This window comes from Psychrobacter sp. AOP7-A1-24 (genome assembly GCF_052376235.1).
In the GTDB taxonomy this organism is placed as follows: Bacteria; Pseudomonadota; Gammaproteobacteria; order Pseudomonadales; family Moraxellaceae; genus Psychrobacter.
The window spans coordinates 39,495-55,653 of record NZ_JBQSVM010000006.1; the positions used below are offsets into that span (position 1 = coordinate 39,495).

The window sequence follows — 16,159 nt, forward strand, 5'->3', positions numbered from 1 at the left end:
TGAACTTAGTTGAATGAAAAAAAAGCCTAACGTTTGACGTTAGGCTTTTTTATGGGAAGCTTATTAAGGTAAGTTTACTTTTTATATGGATTTTCTTTTAACCATTGCTGGTTAGCCGTTTTCAGCTCGCGCAGCTCATGGTCCATAATGTCTTTACTTTTGCCAGGATGCTTCATCGTAGCATAACCGTATAACACCCCGCCAAGTACGATCCAGCCAAGGAAAATCCACCACTCAATCGGGACGAGTGCTGATGGCATACCTGGTAAATAAAGCGTGAGCATACCAAGACTTAGGATAATGGTGATAATACCCACCAGTTTACCTGCTGGTACTCTAAATGGTCGTACCATATCAGGCTCACGGTAGCGCAGTACTAGGAATGATAGGGCCACGCAGCTATAGGCAATAACGATACCGAACCCGCCAGCATCTACAATCCATACCAGCATTTTACGACCAAACAATGGTGCAAGTGTCGCTAGACCACCGATCAATAAAATCGCATTGACGGGTGTGTTGTATTTCGGATGCAGCTTGCACAAAAACTGTGGCAACATATGCGTTTTACCCATAGCATATAGCAGACGGCTACCACCGATCAGAAACGCATTCCAGCTCGATAGAATACCAAGCACACCACCAATAACTAGCAGCGTACCAGCCCATTTACCATTCCAAGCATTGGTCATCGCATCAGCCGTTGCCAATGTCGAATCTTGCGCTTGTAATAGCGGTAAAGTCTTACCCACACTCCAAGCGACAGCAACATACCATAGCACGGCAATGATGATAGAGACGATCAAAAACTTGCCGATATTCGGGCGAGATAGATTGATCTCTTCTGCCGCTTGAGGAATGACATCGAAGCCAACGAACAAGAACGGTACCATCACCATCACAGTCATAATGCCGCCCATACCGCCAATAAAGTTAGGCGCTTGTACAGAGTTAGAGGTTTCAGGACTAAATAGTAATGCACCCACGAACAGTAATACACCAACAAGAAAAATACCGACTACTGCTGTTTTTTGGAACCATGCACTGACTTCCATACCGCGTATGTTCAGCCAAGTGACAATCACTGAGCCGAGCATACCGACACCTACCCAAGTGGCATAAACATCCCAACCAGCAATATTCCAAAGATATCCTTGGCTATAATTGGGAATGATATATTCGACGACGGTGGGCAGCGCTACTGCCTCAAAAGCGACGACCGAGAAATAACCAAACAAAATACTCCATGAGCAAATAAAGGAGATATTAACCCCTAGCGCTCGATGGGTATAAGTATGCTCACCGCCAGTAATTGGCATAGAAGCAGCGAGTTCAGCATACGTCACACCAATCAAAACAACTACCAGACCGCCTACCAAAAAGGCGCTAATTGCGCCCCATATACCTGCTGAGATGATCCAACTACCCGCCAGTACCACCCAGCCCCAACCAACCATAGCACCGAATGCCAGTGCAATGATATCGAACACCCCTAACGACTTTTTTAATTCAGACATAACCTACTCCTTGTCTGTGTTTCATCCGTGTAAACCTTTTACAGTTACACTATTTTTGTTAAATGGGATAATACCCATCATATTTGTTGTCTCTGTCGCGTCGCCGTAAAATTTAGATTTGCCATCGGTATAGTATTCAAACAGCAAAAACAAAAACGGCGTCTTGACTTGCAAGGCGCCGTTAAAAAGCTCACTCAAAGTGAGTGTCATAAGAAGAGCAACCTTGCCGTTATCTTTCATACAATCTTTTAACCAATATCGGTACTTGAAATAGCTGTACTTGGTTAAAAGCGGTCCATCGCTAAAATAAACGACACTCAATACTTTTTATGCAGTTAGAATACCTTTGATGATATCAAGGCCTTCTTGTAGCACTTCATCTTCAACTGTCAATGGCACCATCACACGGATCGCATTGCCATACATGCCACAAGACGCTAATAACAAACCTTGCTCAAAAGATTTTTGTTTAAGATTGGCAGTGGCAGCAGCATCTGGCTTGCCTTCGCTATCCACTAAATCAAATGCTAGCATGGCACCTTTATAGCGAACGTTGCCAATGCTACTTAGGTTTAAGCCTTTTAAGAATTCGGCAATGGTATCGCCAATCACAACACTGCGTTCAAGCAAATTCTCTTCTTCAATTACTTCTATTACAGCCAATGCTGCTGCTAATGCAATCGGACTACCAGAATACGTACCACCCAAACCACCTACTTGCGGCGCGTCCATAATATCAGCGCGACCAACCACTGCTGATACAGGGTAGCCACCAGCCAAACTCTTAGCTGTGGTCATTAAGTCTGGCTCAACACCCAACTGCTCGCCTGCAAACAAAGTACCCGTTCTGGCAAAACCACATTGGACTTCATCAAAAATCAATACAATACCGTGCTCATCACAAATTTCACGTAATGCTTTAGCAAATGATGGCGTGACCTGATGGAAGCCACCCTCACCTTGAATAGGCTCAATAATCATTGCCGCCACTTCGCTTGGATCAATATCTGCCTGAAAAATCATATCAAGGTTATGTAGCGCTTGTGCTTCTGTAACGTTCAATTCTTCAGCAGGGAACAATGCGTGGAATACAGGACCAGGCATTGGGCCAAAGTTCTTTTTGTACGGCAATACTTTACCAGTCAAGCTCATGCACATTAGCGTGCGACCATGCCAGCCACCAACAAAAGAGATAACGCCTGGACGGCCAGTTTTAGCACGAGCAATTTTGATCGTGTTCTCGACTGCTTCAGCACCAGTGGTCAAAAATAGTGCTTTAGTTGGACCGCTGATAGGTGCTTTTTCACACAGTTTTTCTGCAAGATCAACATAGCTTTCATAGCTAACAATTTGCGCAGCAGTGTGCGTGAATTTGTCAACTTGCTCATGTACACGTTGAGTGATTTTTGGATGACTATGACCCGTATTTAATACCGAGATACCACCGATAAAATCAATATAACGCTTGCCTTCAACATCCCAAATCTCTGAGTTTTTTGCTTTTTCTGCAAAGATAGGAAAGGCAACCCCAAGTCCTGTTGGTAAAACAGCTTTACGACGGGCAAGTAATGCTTCGTTAGTGGTTTGGGTGTTCGTAGTCATCAGAATGTCCTTTTTTAATGTGGTGTTGGTTGTATTAAATTCATTACTATCGGTATTGCTGTGATTGGTACTCGTATCATTAATACCAATCACAATGGCTAGCTACTATTAAAATGTGCTTGTGCGTTAGCTATCGTTATATTAGCTAACGTCAGAACACCAATATTTGGTCGTAATATAATCTTCGATGCCATATTTTGAGCCTTCACGGCCAAAGCCAGACTGCTTCACACCACCAAATGGCGCAACTTCTGTAGAAATCAAACCAGTGTTGTGTCCAATGATGCCGTACTCTAAGCCTTCAGTCACACGCCATGAGCGAGCATAATCACCACTATAGAAGTAAGCGGCCAAGCCATAGATAGTATCGTTAGCAGCACGAATAACTTCTGCTTCGTCTTTGAAGGTAAAGATGGTCGCAATTGGTCCAAAAATCTCTTCAGAAGCGATGTACATATCACTGCTAATATCTGTGATAACCGTTGGGTTATAAGTCAATTCTGAAGCATCGTTGACACTACCACCAGTGACCAGTTTTGCGCCTTTATCTAGTGCGTCTTTTAGCAAGGCTTGAACTTTATCTAACGCTTTTTGGTTGATAAGAGGACCGATATCTACGCCTTCTTCTAAACCATTACCTACTTTTAATTCAGCAACTTTTTTGACAAACACCTCTAAGAATTTATCTTTGATACTGTCTTGAACATATACGCGGTTGGCGCAAACACAAGTCTGACCAGCATTACGATATTTAGAAGCGATTAAGCCGGTAGCAGCTTTTTCTAGATCCGCATCATCAAAGACGATAAATGGCGCGTTGCCACCCAACTCTAATGACAGTTTCTTGATAGTTGGTGCACATTGTGCCATCAACGTACGGCCTACTTCTGTAGAGCCTGTGAATGACAATTTATGAATGCGTGCATCACCCGTTAAGATGTCGCCGATAGTTGATGATTTACCAGTTACAACCTGAATGACGCCAGCTGGGATGCCCGCTTGCTCTGCCAACACACCAAGTGCCAATGCAGAATATGGCGTTTCGGTAGCAGGTTTGACGATAATCGTACAGCCTGCTGCTAGCGCAGGAGCAACTTTACGCGTGATCATTGCAGCTGGGAAGTTCCAAGGCGTGATAGCTGCACAAACACCAACTGGCTGTTTAAGAACAACATGACGTAGCTGTGAGCTATTAGCTGGAATCACATCGCCATAGACACGCTTGCCCTCTTCAGCAAACCAGCGAATAAAGCTATTGGCATAACCCACTTCACCACGTGATTCAGTAAGTGGCTTGCCTTGCTCAGCGGTCATAATAATAGCCAAGTCTTCTTTATTGGCATCGATTAGATCAGCCCATTTTTGCAATAACTCTGCACGCTCTTTGGCTGTTTTTGCTGCCCACTCTGCTTGGACATCATGAGCATAAGCAACTGCTTCGTTGACATCTTCTGTCGTGAGGCTTGGTACAGTACCAATAAGGTCGCCGTTAAAAGGATTATTTACATCAAGCACAGCGTCATCACTAGCAGCATGCCAGCCGTCTTTAATGAAGCAAGATTGTTTGAGTAAATCTGGATTTGATAACTGCAGCGCGTGTGACATGGTGACGCTCCTTGTCATATAGGATGTGTTTATAAGAATGTATACAATAGTCAGTCGTAAATAATTATTGATAATTTATTTTTTGTTCAATATACTGAACACGTATTCTATATACGAGACATCATTATAAGAACGATATGACGTGATTTGCAACCCTTAATCGCATTATTTTGAAAATTATCTTGTACTTTTTTCTTTTATTTCACTTTATAGGTTATTTATGAGTTCGACTGCCGTGCCTGCGCTAGACAAAACATTTCAGATTTTGGACTTGATTACCGATAGCTTACAGCCTTTGACTGCGGCTCATATCGCAAAAGAGCTTGGGCTACCGCGTAGCTCAACTCACAATATTTTGCAAAGCCTACTTGCCAAGCATGTCATTTACAAAGACTCTGAAAGTCGCTTTTATTTGGGTTCGTATTTGATGTATTGGGCAGGCAAGTACGAGCAGCAGCAAGGCGTTGTACAGTTGTTTAAAGATTTGATTGTGCAGTATCCAGTACTGCTTCAGCACACCGTAACTTTATCGAAGCTTGATTTGGGAGAAGTAGTATTTTTGGCTTGTCATGAGTCGCCTGAGCCGCTTGGTTTTACTTTTCGTGCAGGCGTTCGCGTACCTGCGGTATTTTCTGCGACGGGTAAAGCCATGCTATCGACATTATCGATGGACGGTATCAAATCGTTGTATCAAGATACATTTCCAACGCCTATGACTCAGAATGGTGTCAGTAACTTTGCCGATTTGGCTACCGAGCTTGCAACGATACAAGAAAGCCGCGTGTCTCTCGATGATGGACAGTTGCGCGATGGGATGTACTGCTTGGGCACCCATATCCGTAATGCCTCAGGCAATGCGGTCGCTGGTATGGCCGTGAGTTTTTTGCAAGGAGAGTATGAATCTAAGCGGGCTGAGGTCAGTGCAGTACTGATTGAATTGGCCGAGCAAATTGAACAGCATTTAGGCTTTACGGCGAACTGATAGCTGATAGAAAATGGGTCACAGGGCTTTCTGCTGCATTCTGCGACCCATTTTATCTGCTTTTTATTTTGTTATTACTGAAGCTTTTGAGCTATCAGTTATCTTGATTATTTATAACACTTATTGCTGTAAATATACGGCTGTCAAAGTGCTTTCAAATAATTCCATCGGCTTTTAATTTAGCAATCATCTTACTGTCATAACCCAAGTCAGAAAGTGTGCTGTCAGTATGCTCACTCAATTGCGGTGGTGGCGTACGATAGCTGACAGGTGATGCGGACAATTTGATAGGATTTCCGAGTGCGCGTACTGGACTACCTTGCTCAGTGAAATTCACAATCATGTTGCGGGCTCGTGCTTGCGGCATGGCTAAGGCTTCCGCCACATTATGAATCGCGCCACATGGGATACCTGCTTGATCTAAAACCTCTAACCAATAGGTGCGAGACTGCTTGGCAAATTGTTTAGTTAGCTCGCCACATAGCAGTTCACGATTGGCAACGCGTTGTGGGTTGGTCGAAAAACGCTCATCAGTATGCCAATCAACTGCGAGCACGTCACACAGTTTGGCGAACTGACTGTCATTGCCACAGGCTAAGATAAAGTGCTGCTCACCTTCACCAGCAAATACTTGGTACGGCACAATATTAGGGTGCTGATTGCCCAATCTTGGCGGTATCTTATCTGATGCCAAATGGTTCATACCAACGTTAGCGAGCATGGCAAGCGCACTATCAAGTAACGCCACATCGACGTGTTGTCCAGTACCAGTATGTTGACGCGCCAGCAGTGCCGCCTGAATACCAATCGTCAGTTGCAAACCTGCAAACAAATCAACAACTGCCACGCCAACCTTGTGTGGTTCGCCATCACTAGGGCCTGTGATACTCATCAGCCCCGATAAACCTTGGATAATATAATCATAACCGGGCCGCTTGGCATCTGGACCTGTTTGACCAAAACCTGTCAATGATGCATAAATCAGCCGCGGATTGTCTTGCTTTAGACTGTCGTAATCTAGACCGTATTTTTCTAGGCCGCCCACCTTAAAATTTTCAACCAAAATATCACTCTCGGCAATTAGCTGCTTGATAATAGTTTGCCCTGTTGGCGTAGTGATATCTACCGTCAGTGATTTTTTATTGCGGTTAATGGTCGCATAGTAAGCGGAGGTGTCGTCGCTAAACTTTGGCGGCGCCCAATGCCGCGTTTCATCGCCAATATGCGGACGCTCTATTTTGATGACTTCAGCACCGAGGTCGGCCAATACTTGCGTACAAGAAGGCCCTGCTAGCACTCTCGACAAATCAAGCACTTTGATACCATGCAATGCACCCTCTGGCATATTAATCATATCTGTCATGAGATTCCCTTACTCTGTCGCGTATTTTTTGACTTTTAATCATAAAATTATTATTCATCATCTAACTATTTAACCGTTAAATGATGAATAACAACTGAAAAACGTACGCTACTGTTCATGCTCTTTTAACAAAAAGCCAAGCAGTCACGTACGTCATAAAATACAGTTGTACCAAACACTATTAGCTAAAAGCGCTTAAAAGAACGCTTGAATACCTGTTTGTGCGCGACCTAGGATAAGCGCATGGATATCATGTGTACCCTCATAAGTGTTGACCGCTTCCAAGTTCATCACATGACGGATGATATGGAACTCATCAGAGATACCGTTACCGCCATGCATATCACGCGCGATACGAGCGATATCAAGCGCTTTACCGCAGTTATTACGCTTAATGAGTGAAATCATCTCAGGCGCAGCGTTGTCTTCATCCATCAAGCGACCGACACGTAGTGCTGCTTGCAACCCTAAGCTGATTTCTGTTTGCATATTAGCTAGTTTTAACTGCACAAGTTGCGTTGCGGCGAGCGGACGACCAAACTGCTTACGGTCTAGCGTGTATTGACGAGCCGCTTTCCAGCAGAATTCAGCTGCGCCCATACTGCCCCAAGCGATACCATAGCGGGCTTTATTTAAGCAGCCAAATGGTCCTTTTAGACCACGAATATCTGGGAAAGCGTTGGCTTCAGGAACAAATACTTTGTCCATGACGATCTCACCCGTGACTGAGGCACGTAATGAGAACTTGCCTTCGATTTTTGGTGCAGATAATCCTTTCATGCCTTTGTCTAAGACAAAACCGCGAATCTCACCCGCATCATCTTTCGCCCATACTACAAACACGTCAGCGATAGGACTGTTGGTAATCCACATTTTATTACCAGTCAGCTCGTAACCACCATCGACTTTGCGCGCACGTGTCGACATTGATGAAGGGTCAGACCCTGAATCTGGCTCAGTCAAACCGAAGCAGCCGACGTACTCACCTGTCGCAAGCTTTGGCAAATACTTTTCTCTCTGCTCTTCTGTGCCATACGCCCAAATAGGATGCATCACTAGGCTTGACTGCACACTCATCGCTGAACGGTAGCCCGAATCAACGGCTTCTACTTCCTTAGCAATCAGACCATAAGCAACACTAGATAGACCAGCACAGCCATAGCCTTCAATCGTGACACCTAGCAGACCCATCTCACCCATTTGACGCATGATATTACGATCAAAATTTTCATTGCGGTTGGCTTCGATAATGCCAGGCATCAGCTCTTTTTGAAAAAACTGACGCGCGCTGTCTGTGACCATACGCTCTTCTTCTGTTAGCTGGTCACGTAATAAGAAAGGATCTTCCCAATCAAAGCGTGGGCTAGTAGATGTTGCCATGTGGATCTCCTTGGTATCAGTCATCCTGACTGACGAATAGTGATTGATACGTCATTTAGCCTAACAAGTCGTTGACTTTGTTATTCCGCTATGCGAAACTTAGTTTCATAAATTAAAGCTATTTAATCAAAATTTCGCCGCGCTGTAAACCTTTATTAAAAAAAGATGAGTATAAAATGACGAAACCCTTATCAACATCTACCTCACTATTAGAAAAAATATATGGAATCATGAATCAAAATAAAGGAGAAAGTGATCGACAGTTCGTCACAGCACTGGGTCGTGGACTGACGATACTCGCAGCGTTTGAACATGATGAACGGCTCACCCATCAGCAGCTATGTCAGATGACAGCACTACCAAAGGCAACTGTTACTCGCCTTATTCATACCTTAACGACGCTTGGGTTTTTACGTATCACTGAGCACGGACAGTACCAATTAGGTAGTAGCGCTGTGCGTCTCAGTGCAACCGCATGGAGTCGTCACGATATGGTGGCAGCAGCTGAACCATTATTACGGCAGTTCGCTAGTGAAAATGAAGTATCAGTGAATCTGGCGACTGAAGTCGAAGGGGAAATGCGCTATCACGCCTGTTGCCGTAGTCCTGCTCGACTATCGGTCAACTTACAGGTTGGCTCAGCGGTGCCCGTTGCACGCACTGCCATTGGACGCGCTTTTTATGCAGCAAGCTCGCAAGCCAGACAGGCAGTCATCATTAGCAATCTAAAAGAGAATTTATCTGTTGAAGAATACGACCATGCACAAACTGCCCTAGCCAGCGCGACAGAGCATTACGAAAAGTATGGCTATACCGTGTCTGATGGGGATTTTTCTACTGACATATTGGCAGTCGCGGTTGGCGTATATGATGTCGCAACAGGGCAATACGCGTATTCGCTCAATGCCAGTGTGCCGAGTGCCAACTGGGAAGCGGATGAATATGCTGCGATGATAGTGCCAAAATTGCAGGCATTGGCGGAGCGGATTGGTGGTAGGGTTTAGAAAAGAATAAACAATAAAGTTCTAGCACAGGTATTTTTACTTAGTAGTATGGCAATGTGAACTAAAACTGGTTTGCCCTACACATGATCGCTATCTAAAAAGAGTAACTTTAATACCCCTAAGCGAATATAGATGCGGTAAACTAAAGTGTGAGTGATAAATCACTTTCACATTGAACCATTTAATAATTATTTTTGTATGAGGAAATACCAATGATAAACATGAACGATATGTTAGGCGCTGTAACTGGCGGTGATAATGCTGATAACAATGGCTTATCAGCATTGATTAATAGCGCAAAAGATATCAGTAGCGAAGACATCCAAAGATACCAAAGCATGTCAAAGTCTGAGCTATTAGATGAGATCAAAAACTCTGAGCACAGCGCAACTGTTATTGCTTTTATCAAAGATCTGATAGCAAAGAAATTCAACAGCTAGGCCAGTGATAATTAAGCACTAAAACACTAGGTACTTAATTATCAAGTACTTAGTTATCAAGAATACCGTTTTATTGGGTTTAAAAAATATGCGTCATACGGTATATTTTAAACCCTTTTATTTGGTATACAAGTGAATATCAATCGAATGCTTGCAAGCAGGCTTTGAACCCATCGGTGGTGGTGGCGAATTTACCACACGAAGCATCAGCCAACATACCAAAACCCAAGCATGGCTGCTTGGGCAATTTTTGCCTGTTAAGATTGCTTTTGACACTATTAATGACGATCAAACTTTAGTACTAATTGTCTGCTAAAAATTATAAAGGGACATTCTTATTTCACCAATAGTGATTAACAGGACTTTGATAGGACTAAGGACACGCCTTAATATTACTACTCTCCTGTTACCCATTGATACCGACGTAATGACGTCATACGTGTATGATGTACGCGATAAACGTAAGCATCTTATCTATATCAATCATTACTATTGAGCCTCGTTATGCCTGAATCTCGTACCAATCTAAACCCTGAACCCAAAACCAGCTCGCCGTATTTTATCGGATTATTACTCCGCTACAGCACGTTTGGCGCGGCGATTTTAATTCTATTAGCGGGTTTGCTATTGGCAAGTTGGTGGTTGATTGTTATTGGTGGGTTGGCTGTAGCACTTGGTATCTATGATTTGATTCAATCTAAGCACGCGATATTGAGCAACTACCCTGTGGCTGGACATATCCGCTATGTATTGGAAGACTTCCGTCCTGAGATTCGCCAGTACTTGCTTGAGGACGATAAAGAACAAGTTCCGTTTTCACGCCAGCAGCGCGCGCTCGTATATCAACGTGCTAAGAATGTCAGTGATACCAACGCCTTTGGTACGTTAGATAATCTCTATACTCATGGCAAAGAATGGTTTTTGCAATCAGCCATCAGTGCACCACTAGAAAACAAAGACTTTCGTATTATGGTCGGCGGTGAGCGTTGTCAGCAGCCGCACGATATGTCGGTATTTAATATCTCTGCAATGAGCTTCGGCAGCCTATCAGCAAACGCCATCATGGCACTTAATCAAGGCGCAAAACGCGGTGGCTTTACTCATGATACGGGCGAAGGTGCAATCAGTCCTTATCATCGCAAGTTCGGTGGCGACTTAATTTGGGAGTTAGGTACGGGTTATTTTGGTTGTCGCGATAATGAGGGCAATTTTGATCCACAGTCTTTTGCCGAAAAAGCCGTTGATCCACAAGTTAAAATGATCGAAATTAAATTATCACAAGGCGCTAAGCCTGGTAAAGGTGGTGTCCTACCTTCTAGCAAAATCACGCAAGAGATTGCCGACACGCGCCAAGTGCCTACGGGTCAAGACTGTATCTCGCCCTCCTCGCACACTGCATTTAGCACCCCGCGCGAGCTAGTCGCTTTTTGGCAGCAACTGCGTGACTTATCTGGTGGCAAGCCTGTTGGCTTTAAGCTATGTATTGGTCAGCCATGGCAGTTTATGGCCATTGTCAAAGCCATGATAGAGACGGATAACTATCCTGACTTTATTGTTATTGACGGTGCAGAAGGCGGCACAGGTGCAGCGCCCGTCGAGTTTATGGACAATGTCGGCATGCCAATGGTCGAAGGATTTTTGCTGGTACACAATACATTAGTCGGTGCAGGCATCCGTGACAAAATCAAGCTTGGTGTCAGTGGCAAGATCGTATCAGGCTTTGATATTGCGCGCATGATTGCGCTAGGTGCAGACTGGTGTAATTCGGCACGTGGCTTTATGTTTGCAGTCGGTTGCATTCAATCGCGCTCTTGTCACACCAACACTTGCCCAACGGGTGTAGCTACTCAAGATCCTTACCGTCAAAAGGCACTCGATGTTCCGAGTAAAGCGGAACGTGTTGCAAGTTTTCATAAAAACACGCTAAAATCGCTTGCCAGTATCGTAGGCTCGGTTGGCTTGCAACATCCTAGTCAATTGCAGCCATACCATATCGCACGACGCTTAGACGACGGGCAGATCAAGCTGTTATCCAAATTTTTCTATTTTGCTGATGAAGGTGCTTTACTCGATCATAGCGCACGCGCCGACATTTTCAACCAAATGTGGGTCATGGCAAATCCTGATAGCTTTTTAGCCAATAATGATGCGCTTATTGCTTATAACAAGGACTCGCGCGACAAAGGCAAAGAGACAAATGCGCCAACAGAGCACAGCGCAGCTTATGGTTCTGAGCCATCAACTGCCAATGGTGGACACTTAATTGGTAATGTGAATAATACAATCCGTGACTTCCCGCCTACTAGTGACTGACTCAGCGCCTGAATCGTTGTACCTGAAAAGTAGTGATGAATGTGCGATTGAGCAATAGATAGTACCCAACCTCAAATAACTTATACATTAAAAGACGCGTGATTGATGCCAAGTTCTACTTTTTTCTTACCGTTAACAGCGATGGCGCTGATATTAGGCCTGAGCGCTTGCCAGCAGACACATAATGACGTAGCTAATAGCGATACCGACAATTGGTCATGTCAGACTGAAGACACGCCTTTTACCTACAGTATTTGTCGTGTGGATACTACTGCTTTAACGAGCGAGCGTTATTCATTACAACTGTTTTGGCAATCTTCTGATAACAATGAGCCTTTGCTAACTTTTGATGCGTTATTGGCAACATTACCAAACAATGAAAGTCTCAATTTTGCAATGAATGCAGGCATGTATAATGAAAATTATGCGCCGATTGGCTATACCGTCATCGAAGGCAAAGAAGTCAAATCGCTAAATACAAAAGAAGGTGGTGGTAATTTCCATCTATTGCCTAATGGGGTGATGTGGTGGGACAAAGCTGGTACAGTACAAATTACTGAAAGTAATACGTTAAATGAGCAGCTGGACAATGGTGATGTGCAGCCTTGGTATGCGACGCAATCTGGCCCTATGTTGGTCATCGATAACGAAATACACCCACAGTTCAACCCCAATAGTAGCTCAGTCAAACTGCGCAATGGTGCAGGCGTTTGTCGTGACGGTAGTGTACAGCTCGTTAATAGTGATGAGCCTGTGACCTTTTATCAGTTTGCAGAACTATTCAAGGATGAGCTAGGTTGTTCAAATGCGCTATTTTTGGATGGTGGTATTGCCTCAGCGCTGTATGCGCCTAGTATCGATAAGCAAGATAAAAAGGAGGTGGGTGTGATGATTGGATTGGTCGAAAATGAAGAGTAATACGTATCTATATTTTTAGCTCAACCTCTGTTTTCTCATAGTATGTTGCATAAAAAAGCACTGGAAATGACATTGTCATCCAAGTGCTTTTTTATTACTGGCCATAAGTAAAAATCAGCTAGCTAACTGTTAGCAAAACCAAGTTAAAAACTAGCCGCCCAAGCTCATTTTAGGGCCAAACGGTTCATAGTGAACACTATCGACTCCGTGCGCTAATGCTACCAACCCATCAATCATACTTTCCATAAATGGCATCGACCCACACACATAGATATCAGCAGGGTTAGGCAAAGTAGCAAGCCATGTTTCATCTAATATTTGCCCAGACTCAAAGTAAAATATATGTTTTTCCACATGCGCGGCTTGTCCGAGTAATTCGTTAACTTGATCTGCAAAGGCATGATGAGCAACGTTCTGACAGGCGTAAACCCAGATAATAGGACGTTTAGGATTGGCTGATACTTGCGCCTCTAGCATAGATAGTATAGGCGTAACCCCGACTCCTGCACTCATTAATACTAAGGGCACATCATTTTGCTGTACCAACTTTTGATTGAGCGCAAAGTCACCAGCTGGAGCCGATAGTAAAACCGTATCACCGACTTCTAGTTGGTCATGCATATAGTTAGAAACCAAACCATGATGCTTATTACGGTTATCACGTCGGACGGCGAACTGAATGCCTGTATCAGTACTGACAGAGTATAAAGAATAATGACGCAATGCTATATGGTCGCTGTCTTTTGGGTCTGTTTTCACAGTGATATATTGACCAGCAGTTAAGGTCAACTTGCTCAAATCAATATTTTGAGTATTTGCTAAATCATTGCCTGTATTGTGCGCACTCTTATCGACTGGTACCACGGTAAAAGCTGCGATATCTGTAGCAACCGCTTCTTTTTTAGTGACTTTAAAGGGTACAAACCCCTGCCACATCGCTTCTTCATACATGCCATGTTCAATCTGGATGAATACCGAGGCAATTTCATCATAAGCTTCTGTCCAAGCATCAATAATGTCATCAGTAGCCGCCTCACCTAATACTTCTTTTATCGCCCCAATCAAATGCTTGCCAACGATAGGATAATGCTCAGGCAATATTTGTAAAGCTCTATGCTTGTGGCTAATCTGAGTCACTTGTGGCAATAACGTAGCCAACTTATCCAAGTGCTTGGCAGCAGCCAATACCGTCGTTGCTAGTGCCGTCTGCTGTCTTCCTAGTTTTTGATTGGTCTCATTAAAAATATCTAACAGCTCAGGGTGCTCGTTAAACATATTTTTATAAAATACCGTAGTAATTGCAACGCCATGCTCTTCGAGTACAGGAACGGTTGCGGTGACGATTTCTAACGTTTTTGGTGAGGCCATATTGTTTCTCTTAATCATTAACTGCGTTGATAAACTTAAATGTTAAAAATGATTCGTCTAAACTGGCAACGATGATCAAACCTTTTTACTGTCGTCATCGATACTTTTAGCTAACCAATTCAAAAACACTTATAACATTTATTTAAAATGAATGTTAACACAATTTACTAGGCAGACCAATATAGTATTCATATAGAACTTATCTTCTTTAATAAAAAACAGCCGCTATGTCGTCATAACGGCTGTTATTATAAGGATTCAATCTATGTAAATAGACTTTATCATTTAGGCTAAATATTAAAATTACCTTGCCATATATTGGGTCATTTCCTCAACACCATGTAAGGTCATCGGATACATCTTATTTTCAAACAGTTTTTTGATCTCAACGATGGTTTGCGTATATTGCCAGTAGCTTTGGCTTTCAGGATTGAGCCAAGCTACTTTATCAAAATGCTCAAGTACGCGCTTCAACCATACAACGCCCGCTTCATTATTCATATACTCTACACTACCACCGACTGTCATCAGCTCATAGGGCGACATCGATGCGTCACCGACGAAGATGACACGATACTCTCGACCATATGTATTGAGTAGCTCAAACGTTGGCATTGGTGCACTATGGCGACGATTATTGTCCTTCCATACATAGTCATACAGGCAGTTATGGAAATAAAAGAATTCTAAGGTTTTAAATTCATTTTTTGCCGCAGAGAACAGTTTTTCAAGCGCTTCGACATGGATATCCATACTGCCGCCCACATCAAACAACATCAGAATCTTAACTCGGTTACGGCGCTCCGCTTGCATATGAATATCGAGCACACCTTTTTTTGCCGTGCGCTTAATCGTCTCATGAATATCTAGCTCGTCAGCACTGCCTGTCCGCGCAAACTGACGCAGATTACGCAGCGCCATTTGAATCTGACGAGTACCGAGTTGATTGTCGTCATCGAGATTGCGATATTTACGCTGCTCCCAGACTTTTGCCGCACTACGTTTACGAGATTCACCGCCGACACGTACGCCTTCTGGATGGTCGCCATAAGCACCAAATGGCGAAGTGCCGCCCGTGCCTACCCATTTACTGCCACCTTGATGACGCTCTTTTTGCTCCTTTAACCGTTCCTCTAGCGCCTTCATCAGCTCCTCAAGCGAACCGTACTTTTTCAGTAAGCGTCTTTGCTCTTCCGTTAGGTTTTTTGGATCGAGCTTTAGATCCAGCCATTCTTTGGGCACATCCGTTAGCTTGGCTAATAGCTCATCCATATCAAGACTATCGACACCTTCAAAATAATCTGCCATGGCCCGATCGAATTTATCAAAATGGCGCTCGTCTTTGACCATACACAGTCGAATCAGACGATACATATCTTCGCGGCTGGCAAAAGTAATCAGTGCTGGATCTTCAGGATGCGACTGCATCATTAGCCCTTTATCTAGCGCGGCATTGAGATCGAGCAGCTCGCGCGTACTGACTGGCACGCCATAAGTACGCAAGGTATAGAATAGTTTGATAAACATAAGAGTCGTATCACTTATTGGCTGATATTATTATCTGGTGATATTGCTGATATCATTCATTGGTACCGTCATAGGCTAAACGCTTGCATTGGCTTTATATCAAACATCCAATATTGGATATAAAATATAAAAGTCAACGC

The 16,159-nt window shown here is 43.7% G+C and carries 13 protein-coding genes; 5 read left to right on the forward strand and 8 right to left on the reverse strand.

Annotated elements, in window-relative coordinates; translation table 11 throughout:
- Positions 1 to 74 precede the first annotated feature (74 nt).
- From ACT3QQ_RS03595 to ACT3QQ_RS03610, 4 genes are all read right to left on the reverse strand, one after another.
- Positions 75 to 1,517 (reverse strand): APC family permease, encoded by a 1,443-nt coding sequence (locus ACT3QQ_RS03595; protein WP_444526950.1) that lies wholly within the window; start codon positions 1,515 to 1,517, stop codon positions 75 to 77.
- Between the two features lie 21 nt (positions 1,518 to 1,538).
- Positions 1,539 to 1,757, reverse strand: coding sequence for a hypothetical protein (locus tag ACT3QQ_RS03600; protein ID WP_444526951.1), 219 nt, complete (start codon positions 1,755 to 1,757; stop codon positions 1,539 to 1,541).
- A gap of 87 nt (positions 1,758 to 1,844) precedes the next feature.
- A complete protein-coding gene (gabT, locus tag ACT3QQ_RS03605; RefSeq protein WP_444526952.1) occupies positions 1,845 to 3,119 on the reverse strand; it encodes a 4-aminobutyrate--2-oxoglutarate transaminase in 1,275 nt (424 codons plus the stop codon).
- 141 nt (positions 3,120 to 3,260) lie between these two features.
- The gene (locus tag ACT3QQ_RS03610) at positions 3,261 to 4,724 is read right to left on the reverse strand and encodes an NAD-dependent succinate-semialdehyde dehydrogenase (RefSeq protein ID WP_444526953.1); all 1,464 of its coding nucleotides are present in this window, start codon (positions 4,722 to 4,724) and stop codon (positions 3,261 to 3,263) included.
- 220 nt (positions 4,725 to 4,944) lie between these two features.
- Here ACT3QQ_RS03610 and ACT3QQ_RS03615 point away from each other — a divergent pair, with 220 nt between their 5' ends.
- The gene (locus tag ACT3QQ_RS03615) at positions 4,945 to 5,706 is read left to right on the forward strand and encodes an IclR family transcriptional regulator (RefSeq protein ID WP_444526954.1); all 762 of its coding nucleotides are present in this window, start codon (positions 4,945 to 4,947) and stop codon (positions 5,704 to 5,706) included.
- Positions 5,707 to 5,860: 154 nt separating this feature from the next.
- Here the strand turns inward: ACT3QQ_RS03615 and ACT3QQ_RS03620 are convergent, their stop codons facing one another.
- Complete coding sequence (locus ACT3QQ_RS03620) at positions 5,861 to 7,069, reverse strand: CaiB/BaiF CoA transferase family protein (RefSeq protein WP_444526955.1); 1,209 nt, start codon at positions 7,067 to 7,069, stop codon at positions 5,861 to 5,863.
- Between the two features lie 195 nt (positions 7,070 to 7,264).
- The gene (locus ACT3QQ_RS03625) at positions 7,265 to 8,449 is read right to left on the reverse strand and encodes an acyl-CoA dehydrogenase (protein ID WP_444526956.1); all 1,185 of its coding nucleotides are present in this window, start codon (positions 8,447 to 8,449) and stop codon (positions 7,265 to 7,267) included.
- A 176-nt stretch (positions 8,450 to 8,625) separates the two neighbouring features.
- Here ACT3QQ_RS03625 and ACT3QQ_RS03630 point away from each other — a divergent pair, with 176 nt between their 5' ends.
- The 4 genes from ACT3QQ_RS03630 (at position 8,626) to ACT3QQ_RS03645 (ending at position 13,124) form a co-directional block, all read left to right on the forward strand.
- On the forward strand, positions 8,626 to 9,453 hold the full coding sequence (locus ACT3QQ_RS03630) for an IclR family transcriptional regulator (RefSeq protein WP_444526957.1): 828 nt from the start codon (positions 8,626 to 8,628) through the stop codon (positions 9,451 to 9,453).
- Positions 9,454 to 9,665: 212 nt separating this feature from the next.
- A complete protein-coding gene (locus ACT3QQ_RS03635) occupies positions 9,666 to 9,893 on the forward strand; it encodes a hypothetical protein (protein ID WP_444526958.1) in 228 nt (75 codons plus the stop codon).
- A 504-nt stretch (positions 9,894 to 10,397) separates the two neighbouring features.
- On the forward strand, positions 10,398 to 12,206 hold the full coding sequence (locus ACT3QQ_RS03640) for an FMN-binding glutamate synthase family protein (protein ID WP_444526959.1): 1,809 nt from the start codon (positions 10,398 to 10,400) through the stop codon (positions 12,204 to 12,206).
- Between the two features lie 105 nt (positions 12,207 to 12,311).
- Positions 12,312 to 13,124, forward strand: coding sequence for a phosphodiester glycosidase family protein (locus ACT3QQ_RS03645; RefSeq protein WP_444526960.1), 813 nt, complete (start codon positions 12,312 to 12,314; stop codon positions 13,122 to 13,124).
- 150 nt (positions 13,125 to 13,274) lie between these two features.
- Here the strand turns inward: ACT3QQ_RS03645 and ACT3QQ_RS03650 are convergent, their stop codons facing one another.
- Together ACT3QQ_RS03650 and ACT3QQ_RS03655 are read right to left on the reverse strand one after the other, a co-directional pair.
- Positions 13,275 to 14,492 carry a globin domain-containing protein gene (locus tag ACT3QQ_RS03650; RefSeq protein WP_444526961.1) on the reverse strand — a complete coding sequence of 406 codons (1,218 nt, stop codon included), beginning with the start codon at positions 14,490 to 14,492 and terminating at the stop codon, positions 13,275 to 13,277.
- A 303-nt stretch (positions 14,493 to 14,795) separates the two neighbouring features.
- Positions 14,796 to 16,019: a vWA domain-containing protein gene (locus ACT3QQ_RS03655; protein ID WP_444526962.1), complete on the reverse strand. Its 1,224-nt coding sequence runs from the start codon at positions 16,017 to 16,019 to the stop codon at positions 14,796 to 14,798.
- Positions 16,020 to 16,159 lie beyond the last annotated feature (140 nt).

Coding starts and splice junctions, on each gene's coding strand:
- ACT3QQ_RS03595 (WP_444526950.1), bottom strand. CDS start 1,517: ATGTCTGAATTAAAAAAGTCGTTAGGGGTGTTCGATATCATTGCACTG.
- ACT3QQ_RS03600 (WP_444526951.1), bottom strand. CDS start 1,757: ATGAAAGATAACGGCAAGGTTGCTCTTCTTATGACACTCACTTTGAGT.
- gabT (WP_444526952.1), bottom strand. CDS start 3,119: ATGACTACGAACACCCAAACCACTAACGAAGCATTACTTGCCCGTCGT.
- ACT3QQ_RS03610 (WP_444526953.1), bottom strand. CDS start 4,724: ATGTCACACGCGCTGCAGTTATCAAATCCAGATTTACTCAAACAATCT.
- ACT3QQ_RS03615 (WP_444526954.1), top strand. CDS start 4,945: ATGAGTTCGACTGCCGTGCCTGCGCTAGACAAAACATTTCAGATTTTG.
- ACT3QQ_RS03620 (WP_444526955.1), bottom strand. CDS start 7,069: ATGACAGATATGATTAATATGCCAGAGGGTGCATTGCATGGTATCAAA.
- ACT3QQ_RS03625 (WP_444526956.1), bottom strand. CDS start 8,449: ATGGCAACATCTACTAGCCCACGCTTTGATTGGGAAGATCCTTTCTTA.
- ACT3QQ_RS03630 (WP_444526957.1), top strand. CDS start 8,626: ATGACGAAACCCTTATCAACATCTACCTCACTATTAGAAAAAATATAT.
- ACT3QQ_RS03635 (WP_444526958.1), top strand. CDS start 9,666: ATGATAAACATGAACGATATGTTAGGCGCTGTAACTGGCGGTGATAAT.
- ACT3QQ_RS03640 (WP_444526959.1), top strand. CDS start 10,398: ATGCCTGAATCTCGTACCAATCTAAACCCTGAACCCAAAACCAGCTCG.
- ACT3QQ_RS03645 (WP_444526960.1), top strand. CDS start 12,312: ATGCCAAGTTCTACTTTTTTCTTACCGTTAACAGCGATGGCGCTGATA.
- ACT3QQ_RS03650 (WP_444526961.1), bottom strand. CDS start 14,492: ATGGCCTCACCAAAAACGTTAGAAATCGTCACCGCAACCGTTCCTGTA.
- ACT3QQ_RS03655 (WP_444526962.1), bottom strand. CDS start 16,019: ATGTTTATCAAACTATTCTATACCTTGCGTACTTATGGCGTGCCAGTC.